The sequence below is a fragment of the Pseudomonas sp. B329 genome, from assembly GCF_023127835.1.
GTDB classification, from domain to species: domain Bacteria; phylum Pseudomonadota; class Gammaproteobacteria; order Pseudomonadales; family Pseudomonadaceae; genus Aquipseudomonas; species Aquipseudomonas synxantha_A.
Window position 1 is genome coordinate 60,036 of record NZ_SPKP01000019.1, and the last position, 8,174, is coordinate 68,209.

Genomic DNA, 8,174 nt, shown 5'->3' on the forward strand with positions numbered 1-8,174 from the left:
CCGTGGTTCTTTATTCAAACGCCCCATTTAAACCTCAAAGCGGCGTCGTTTTTTGACATGAGCGCCTGCCTGCTGCAAAGTGCGCGCCCTCTAATAAGACCTCTTTCAAGCCTGCACGCCGGCAGCTGTTCCCATGGGCCGTGCGCGGGCATGCCTGTCTTTTATGTTTTTGCTTGAGGTAACCATGATTAACGCAGTCATCGCCGCGGTCGGCACCATGCTGGTGCTCAGCCTGTCCCGCGTGCATGTGGTCATCGCCATCATCGTTGGTGCCCTGGTGGGCGGCTTGACCGGTGGCCTGGGGATCGACGCCACGCTCAAAGCCTTCAACGGCGGTCTGGGCGGTGGTGCAACCGTCGCCTTGTCTTACGCACTGCTGGGCGCTTTCGCGGTGGCCATTGCCAAGTCCGGCCTGGCCCATGCGCTGGCAGACAAAGCCTTGCTGCTGGTGGACCGTCAGGAAGCCAGCGGCGGCAGCCACGTCAAATGGCTGTTGATCGGCCTGTTGTGGGTGGTGGCGATTGCCTCGCAGAACATCCTGCCGATCCATATTGCGTTCATTCCGTTGCTGGTACCGCCGCTGTTGTACGTGCTGACCAAGCTGCAACTGGACCGCCGCCTGATTGCCTGCGTGATGACCTTCGGCCTGATCACGCCGTACATGTTCCTGCCGGTGGGCTTCGGCAATATCTTCCTCAACCAGATCCTGTTGGCCAACGTGGCCAAGAGTGGCGTGGATATCAGCCAGGTCAACGTCACCCATGCCATGGGCCTGCCGGCACTGGGCATGGTGGTCGGCCTGCTGGTGGCGGTGTTTGTCAGCTACCGCAAAAAGCGCGTGTACGACCTGGAAAAAATCGAGCGCGTCGAGCAAGTGGCGGTGCAGTACAACCCGCTGACCCTGCTGGTGGCAGGCCTGGCGATTGCTGCGGCGTTCATCATTCAGCTGTGGCTGGACTCGATGATTATCGGTGCCCTGGCCGGGTTTTTGATCTTCTCGGTGTCGGGCATCGTGCGCTGGAGCGACACCGATGACCTGTTCACCGAAGGCATGAAGATGATGGCGATGATCGGCTTCATCATGATCGCCTCGTCAGGCTTTGCCGAAGTGCTCAAGGCCACCGGTGACGTACGCTCACTGGTGGAAGCCTCGGCGGCGTTTATCGGCCATAGCCGCGGGGTAGGGGCGTTGCTGATGTTGTTGGTGGGGCTGTTGGTCACCATGGGCATCGGCTCGTCGTTTTCCACGGTGCCGATCCTTGCCGCGATTTTCGTGCCGCTGTGCGTACAACTGGGCTTCAGCCCGTTGGCCATCGTGTGCATCGTCGGCACCGCCGGTGCATTGGGCGATGCCGGCTCGCCCGCATCGGACTCGACCCTCGGCCCCACCTCCGGCCTGAATATCGACGGCCAGCACCACCATATCTGGGACACCGTGGTGCCGACCTTCCTGCACTACAACATCCCGTTGCTGGCGTTTGGCTGGCTGGCTGCGATGACGCTCTGACGCAAGCACTGCACCTCTACGGTGGCGAGGGAGCTTGCTCCCTCGCCACACAAGCTCGCTCCTACAGAAATCACTTACCTGGCCGTTAACCTCTCAAGTCGCCACTAACAAGAGAGAAAAGCCATGCGTCTGAGTTTGAAGGCCAAAGTCCTGGCCCTTGCCGTTGTGCCGGTGTTGCTGTTTGCCGTGGTCATCAGCCTCACCACCGTGTGGATTCTGCAGGGCCAGGCCCGCAACGAAGTGGATGAAACCCGCCAGCGCCTGCTCGACGACGCCAAGGCCACTTTGCAAGGCTATGTCGAAGTGGCCATGACCACCATCAAGCCGCTCTACGACGCAGCCGCTCCCGGCGATAGCACGGCGCGGGCGCAGGTGGTCAAGTTGCTGTCCAACACCCGCTACGGCAAAGACGGTTATTTCTTCGGCTACGACTCCGAAACCATCCGCCTGTTCAAGGGCAACAGCCCGGACGGCGTAGGCAAAAGCTTCAAGGACAACCGTGACCCCAACGGTGTCTACGTCAATCGCGACCTGGTCAAGGTCGGCAAGGACGGCAGCCACTACTTGCAATACAGCTCGACCCAACCCGGCCAGACCGAACTGGTACCCAAGCTCGGCTACACCGAATACCTGCCCAAATGGGACATGGTTATCGGCACCTCTGTGAACCTGGACGGTATCGAGGCCCAGGTGGCGGTGGTCCAGGACAAGGTCGAACAGCGTATGCAAGGCGTGCTGCTGAGCATCCTTGGCGTGGCTGTGGTGGTGTTGCTGGTGATTGCGGCGGTGGGCATGTTAGTCGCCAATACCATCCTGCGCCCGCTGAGCCTGATGAAAGCCAACCTCGACGACATCGCTGCCGGTGAAGGCGACCTGACCCGCCGCCTGGCCATCACCAGCCAGGATGAACTGGGCGACCTGGCCGGTGCGTTCAACCGATTTGTCGATAAAATCCACGGCCTGGTGCGCCAGATCACCGAAATGACCGCCCAGCTCACCGGGCTGGTGAGCCAGGTGTCCGACCAGGCCCAGCGCTCCGAGCAGGCCATGGAACGCCAGCGTCACGAGACCGACCAGGTGGCCACCGCGATCAACCAGATGTCGTCCGCGGCCCATGAAGTGGCGCGCAGTGCCCAGGGCGCTGCGGTCGCCGCGCAACAGACCGACGCCGAGGGCCAGGCCGCCAAACGCGTGGTGGACGGTAGCATCGCGCAGATTCACGCGCTGGTGAACGATATCCGCAGCAGCGGTGTGTCCCTGGACAGCCTGCAGCAGGATGTGTCGTCGATTGTCAGTGTGCTCGGTGTGATTCGCTCGATTGCCGAACAAACCAACCTGCTGGCGCTCAATGCGGCCATCGAGGCTGCGCGGGCCGGGGAGGCCGGCCGCGGGTTTGCCGTGGTCGCCGATGAAGTGCGCGCCCTGGCCAGCCGTACGCAAAGCAGCACCCAGGAAATCCAGGGCATGATCGATCGCCTGCAAAAGGGCACCGAAGCCGCCGTTGACGCGATGCGCCGCTCCAGCGATGCGGGCGAAGGCACCTCGGCCCAAGCCAACGAAGCCGGGGCGTCCCTCGATACCATGGCCCAGCTGATCGGTACCATTAACTCGATGAACGCGCAGATCGCCAGCGCCGCCGAAGAGCAGACTGCTGTGGCCGAAGAGATCAACCGCAGCGTGCATCAGATTGCCGTGGCGGTGGACAGCGTAGCGGATGAAACCCAGCTCGGCGCCCAGACCTCGCGCAGCCTCGCGGACCTGGGCCAGCGGTTGGGGCAATTGGTCGGTCAATTCAGGATCTGAGGTTCTACAAATCGCGCATCAGTAGGCCAAAACGCAGGTCCATCTCGACCGGCAAGGGCACATACACCGTGTGCCCATCCCCCGGCGCCACCTCAATGGCTTGCCCCTTGGCGTTGTGCAAGGTGGCCAAGTCAAAGTGAAAGTTGCCGGCGGGCGTCATCAATTCCAGGTGATCGCCCGCGGCAAAGCGATTCTTCACCTTGACCTCGGCCAACTCCCCGCGGCGTTCGCCGGTCAATTCCCCAACAAACTGCTGGCGCTCGGACACCGAGCTGCCGTTCTGGTAGTTCTGGTATTCGTCGTGCACATGCCGACGCAGGAAACCTTCGGTGTAGCCGCGCTGGGCCAGGGACTCCAGATTGGTCATCAAGCCGCGATCAAACGCGCGCCCGGCCACCGCGTCGTCGATCGCCTGGCGATACACCTGGGTGGTGCGTGCGCAATAGAAGTGGGATTTGGTGCGGCCCTCGATCTTCAATGAGTGCACGCCCATCTGCGCCAGGCGCTCCACGTGCTGCACGGCGCGCAAGTCTTTGGCGTTCATGATGTACGTGCCATGTTCGTCTTCAAAGGCCGGCATTTGCTCATCGGGACGGTTGGCTTCCTGTAACAGGAATACCTGGTCGGTGGGTGTGCCGAGCCCCAGCGTCGGCTGATGGTGCTGGACGATGTCGCCGGTCGCGTTCTCCACTGCCGGCGTGGCCTGGTATTTCCAGCGGCAGGCATTGGTGCAGGTGCCCTGGTTGGCGTCGCGCTTGTTCATGTAGCCCGACAGCAGGCAGCGCCCGGAATAGGCCATGCACAGGGCGCCATGTACGAACACCTCCAGTTCCATGGTCGGTACGTGCTGGCGGATCTCGCCGATTTCTTCCAGGGACAGTTCCCGCGACAGGATCACCCGGCCAATGCCTTGCTGCTGCCAGAATTGCACGCTGGCCCAGTTCACCGTGTTGGCTTGTACCGACAGATGAATCGGCATCTGCGCGAAATGCTGGCGCACCAGCATGATTAGCCCAGGGTCGGACATGATCAGCGCATCTGGGCCCATGGCGATCACCGGCGCCAGGTCCTTGAGGAAGGTCTTGAGCTTGGCGTTGTGTGGCGCAATGTTCACCACCACATAGAAACGCTTGCCTTGCGCATGGGCTTCCTGGATGCCGAGGGCGAGGTTGGCGTGGTCGAATTCGTTGTTGCGCACGCGCAGGCTGTAGCGTGGTTGGCCGGCGTAAACCGCATCGGCACCGTAGGCGAAGGCGTAGCGCATGTTTTTCAGGGTGCCGGCGGGAGCGAGCAGTTCGGGGGCAATCATCGGGGGCATGGGCGTGGGTCGCAAAAAGGCGCGAGGGTAGTGCAGGGGCGGTCATGGTTTATTGACCCAGGTCTAAACAAGCCGATCTATGCTTGTTCGATAAACAAGGGCACTCCCAGGTTTCGCCGCGGACTAAGCAACAGGGCTGACACCGGCCCGGCTTTCTCATATGGACCGGACATGAATCAAACCAACCTGCAATTCAAAACCCTGCTGCTATTGCTGGCGCTGGTGACCATCGCCTTTATCTGGATATTGCTGCCGTTCTATGGCGCGGTGTTCTGGGCGGTGATCCTCGGCATCATCTTCGCGCCGATGCAGCGCCGCCTGCAGCAGCGCTTCAGTTGGAACCGCAACCTGACCTCCCTGACCACCTTGATGGTGTGCCTGGTGATCGCGATTCTGCCCGTGATCATTACCAGTGCGTTGCTGGTTCAAGAGGGGGCCACGCTGTATAAAAACGTCGAAAGCGGCAAGCTCGACGTGGCCGGTTATATCGAGCAATTCAAGAACTTCCTGCCGCCGTACTTCCAGCAACTGCTCGATCGCTTTGGCATGGGCAACCTGGAAGGGCTGCGCGAAAAGGTGGTCAAGGGGGCGATGCAGGGCAGTCAGTTCTTCGCTTCCCAGGCGTTCAGCTTCGGCCAGGGCACCTTTGATTTCCTGGTGAGCTTTTTCATCATGCTGTACCTGCTGTTCTTCCTGCTGCGCGATGGCCCCGAGCTGGTGCGCAAGGTGCGCACGGCGGTGCCATTGGCCGAGCCGCAAAAGCGCCGCCTGCAACTCAAGTTCAACCGGGTGGTGCGGGCCACGGTCAAGGGCAACGTACTGGTGGCCGTGACCCAGGGTGCGCTGGGTGGTTTGATCTTCTGGTTCCTGGATATCCCCAGTGCGTTGCTCTGGGCGGTACTGATGGCGTTCCTGTCCTTGCTGCCGGCGGTGGGCGCAGGGATTGTCTGGGCGCCAGTGGCCGTTTATTTCCTGTTGAGCGGCGCCATCTGGCAAGGCGTGGTGCTGGGGCTTTTTGGTGTATTCGTGATTGGCCTTGTGGACAACGTGCTGCGTCCGGTCCTGGTGGGCAAAGATACCAAGATGCCGGACTACCTGATCCTGATCTCGACCCTGGGCGGCTTGTCGGTGTTTGGCCTCAACGGCTTCGTGATCGGGCCGCTGGTGGCGGCCTTGTTCATGTCGTGCTGGGCGTTGTTCGCCGAAACCAAGCCGCGGGTCAAGTTGCCCTTGCCTTAGGTCTCAGGCCTGGAGCCTGAAGTCGGCCGCCAGCCGGCGTTGTGTTTCGGCGTCAGACAACGAAGTGAGCGGGCCGCTGATAGGCTCGCCATCACGTACCACGTACCAGCAGGCAAGCAAGCCGAGCTTGCGCAGAGGGGTGGGAACGGCGCTACCGATGACAGACATGATTTGAACAGTGGGCATAAGGACCTCCAATCGCTATGGAGGCCACCTTAAGGGGTGTCGCTATCCAGGAAAAATCACCTGGCTCGATAGTCGACATCAACGCCAGGCGTTAATCCACCACCTGGTCGAGCATGTTCACCACTTCGTGTTCACTGAGCAGCCCCTTGCGCACCAGGTTTTCAGCCAACAGCGCCAGGAACTTCGCGCTGCGATGGCCTTCAAGGTGCTTGAGCTCGGTCAAGGCGCTGTAGACCTTGCTGGACGTGCAGAGGCCGGCGGTGCGGTGCGGATTCTGGGTGGGCATGTTCGTTCGTCCTTAATTGTTATTGGTGGACCGGGTCGATAGTGAGACTGTTTTATGACGCAACCATGACAGCGCACGCCTGGGCCGATCAAGAGGATATGCGACTCTTGTACTGTGGGATTGTCGTCATAGCGACATTGGCAGGATTAAACCGGACGTTCCAGGCAAAAAAAGGCCCCGCATGTGGGCGAGGCCTGTTCCACTCAAGTCAATTGAAACTTACCAACCGTGCCGGTAGTAGCCGTGGGGAGGGCCGTAGTAGCCGCGAGGCGGGCCATAATAGCCACGGGGAGGCCCGTAGTAGACCGGCGCCGGGCGATAGTAAACCTGCTGCTGCACGTACACCGGTGGTGGCGGCGCGTAATAGACCGGCGGTGGGGCGGCATACACTGGCTGCGGTTGCACATACACCGGCTGTTGCACATAGACCTCACGAGGCTGGCTGGCAACCACGGAGCCGACGACTGCCGCGCCCACAAGTGCACCCAACACTGCCGGGCCACCCCAACCACCACCGTGGGCGGAGGCTTGGCCGGCCATCGCAAGTGCGCCGATAAGCAAGGCGATTCTGGGGATTTTACGCATCATGGTCATTCCTCGGTTAGCCCCTGCGCTTGTGGTCTGCAATCAATAGACCCAAGGATTGTCGCGGGGATACTTTTAAGACAACGTATTTCAAAAAAACAGCACGGCCAGTAGGTAAAGGTTGTGTAAGGTCTGTACCGATTTGCTTACTTCAAGGAGTTACCCATGCAGATGCATCCCAACAAGGACACCCAGCTGTGCATGTCGCTGTCGGCGCGCCCTGGGAACTTTGGCCTGCGTTTTCATAACCATCTGTATGAACAGCTGGGGCTGAATTTCTACTATAAAGCCTTCAGCAGCCAGGATTTAGCCGGCGCGATCGGTGGCATCCGAGCCTTGGGTGTGCGGGGTTGTGGGGTTTCCATGCCGTTCAAGGAGGCGGCCATCGCGCTGGTGGACGAACTCGACGATTCGGTTCAAGCCATTGACTCGCTGAACACTATCGTCAACACCAACGGTCATCTCAAGGCTTACAACACCGATTACATTGCTGTCGAGCAACTGCTGAAGAAGCACGCCGTGCCGAAAGATTCCACCTTCGCCCTGCGTGGCAGCGGCGGCATGGCCAAGGCGGTGGCCAGCGCCTTGCGTGATGGCGGTTATGCCAACGGTGTGATCGTAGCGCGCAATGAGGTGGCGGGCCGGGCATTGGCCAGCAACCTGGGGTATGAGTGGCAGGCGGACCTGGGCGACCTGCGTCCACAAATGCTGATCAATGTGACGCCCATTGGTATGACAGGCGGGGCCGAGGCGGATGCATTGGCGTTCGATGCCGACGCGATTGATCAGGCAGAAACTGTTTTTGATGTGGTGGCAATTCCGGCTGAAACACCGTTGATCGTGCGTGGCCGTGCCAAGGGCAAGCGGGTGATTACCGGGTTGGAGGTCATCGCGATCCAGGCATTGGAGCAGTTTGTGCTTTATACAGGCGTGCGCCCGACTCAGGAGCAGTTCGAGGCGGCAGTAGCCTTCGCCCGAAGCTAAAAACTTACACAAATCCACTGTGTGTGTGGGCTTGCTCGCGAATAGGGTGTGTCAGCCAATGGATTCTTGACTGATGCACCACTATCGCAGCATGGGTATCTACACATCTTTTGGTACGGCGCTGTACCTGTGGCGAGGGAGCTTGCTCCCGCTGGCGGCCTCGGGGCCGACCAGGGTGCTGGGTCAGACCGAGTACATATCCGTTATTTAGGTAACGGCTGCTATTGGTTCCGCTTTTACAGCGGGTCACTTTCGAAAAGCGCGAA

The 8,174-nt window shown here is 60.4% G+C and carries 8 protein-coding genes; 4 read left to right on the plus strand and 4 right to left on the minus strand.

Features of this window, described 5'->3' with window-relative positions:
* Positions 1–187: 187 nt before the first annotated feature.
* Both E4P00_RS12035 and E4P00_RS12040 read left to right on the plus strand, forming a co-directional pair.
* Positions 188–1,507: a Na+/H+ antiporter NhaC family protein gene (locus E4P00_RS12035; protein WP_164366002.1), complete on the plus strand. Its 1,320-nt coding sequence runs from the start codon at positions 188–190 to the stop codon at positions 1,505–1,507.
* 123 nt (positions 1,508–1,630) lie between these two features.
* On the plus strand, positions 1,631–3,310 hold the full coding sequence (locus E4P00_RS12040) for a methyl-accepting chemotaxis protein (RefSeq protein WP_223018815.1): 1,680 nt from the start codon (positions 1,631–1,633) through the stop codon (positions 3,308–3,310).
* Between the two features lie 4 nt (positions 3,311–3,314).
* Here E4P00_RS12040 and yegQ read toward each other — a convergent pair whose 3' ends face one another.
* Positions 3,315–4,628, minus strand: a complete 1,314-nt coding sequence (yegQ, locus tag E4P00_RS12045; protein ID WP_216091018.1) for a tRNA 5-hydroxyuridine modification protein YegQ — start codon at positions 4,626–4,628, stop codon at positions 3,315–3,317.
* A 171-nt stretch (positions 4,629–4,799) separates the two neighbouring features.
* On the opposite strand from yegQ, the gene E4P00_RS12050 reads away from it, so the two are divergent.
* The gene (locus E4P00_RS12050; RefSeq protein ID WP_005786879.1) at positions 4,800–5,867 is read left to right on the plus strand and encodes an AI-2E family transporter; all 1,068 of its coding nucleotides are present in this window, start codon (positions 4,800–4,802) and stop codon (positions 5,865–5,867) included.
* A gap of 3 nt (positions 5,868–5,870) precedes the next feature.
* Here the strand turns inward: E4P00_RS12050 and E4P00_RS12055 are convergent, their stop codons facing one another.
* The 3 genes from E4P00_RS12055 to E4P00_RS12065 form a co-directional block, all read right to left on the minus strand.
* Positions 5,871–6,053 (minus strand): hypothetical protein, encoded by a 183-nt coding sequence (locus E4P00_RS12055; protein ID WP_005786881.1) that lies wholly within the window; start codon positions 6,051–6,053, stop codon positions 5,871–5,873.
* A 91-nt stretch (positions 6,054–6,144) separates the two neighbouring features.
* Positions 6,145–6,339, minus strand: a complete 195-nt coding sequence (locus tag E4P00_RS12060; protein ID WP_003190284.1) for a hypothetical protein — start codon at positions 6,337–6,339, stop codon at positions 6,145–6,147.
* A gap of 219 nt (positions 6,340–6,558) precedes the next feature.
* Positions 6,559–6,933 carry a hypothetical protein gene (locus E4P00_RS12065; RefSeq protein ID WP_078820851.1) on the minus strand — a complete coding sequence of 125 codons (375 nt, stop codon included), beginning with the start codon at positions 6,931–6,933 and terminating at the stop codon, positions 6,559–6,561.
* A 156-nt stretch (positions 6,934–7,089) separates the two neighbouring features.
* On the opposite strand from E4P00_RS12065, the gene E4P00_RS12070 reads away from it, so the two are divergent.
* The gene (locus E4P00_RS12070; RefSeq protein WP_103735439.1) at positions 7,090–7,908 is read left to right on the plus strand and encodes a shikimate 5-dehydrogenase; all 819 of its coding nucleotides are present in this window, start codon (positions 7,090–7,092) and stop codon (positions 7,906–7,908) included.
* Positions 7,909–8,174: the final 266 nt, after the last annotated feature.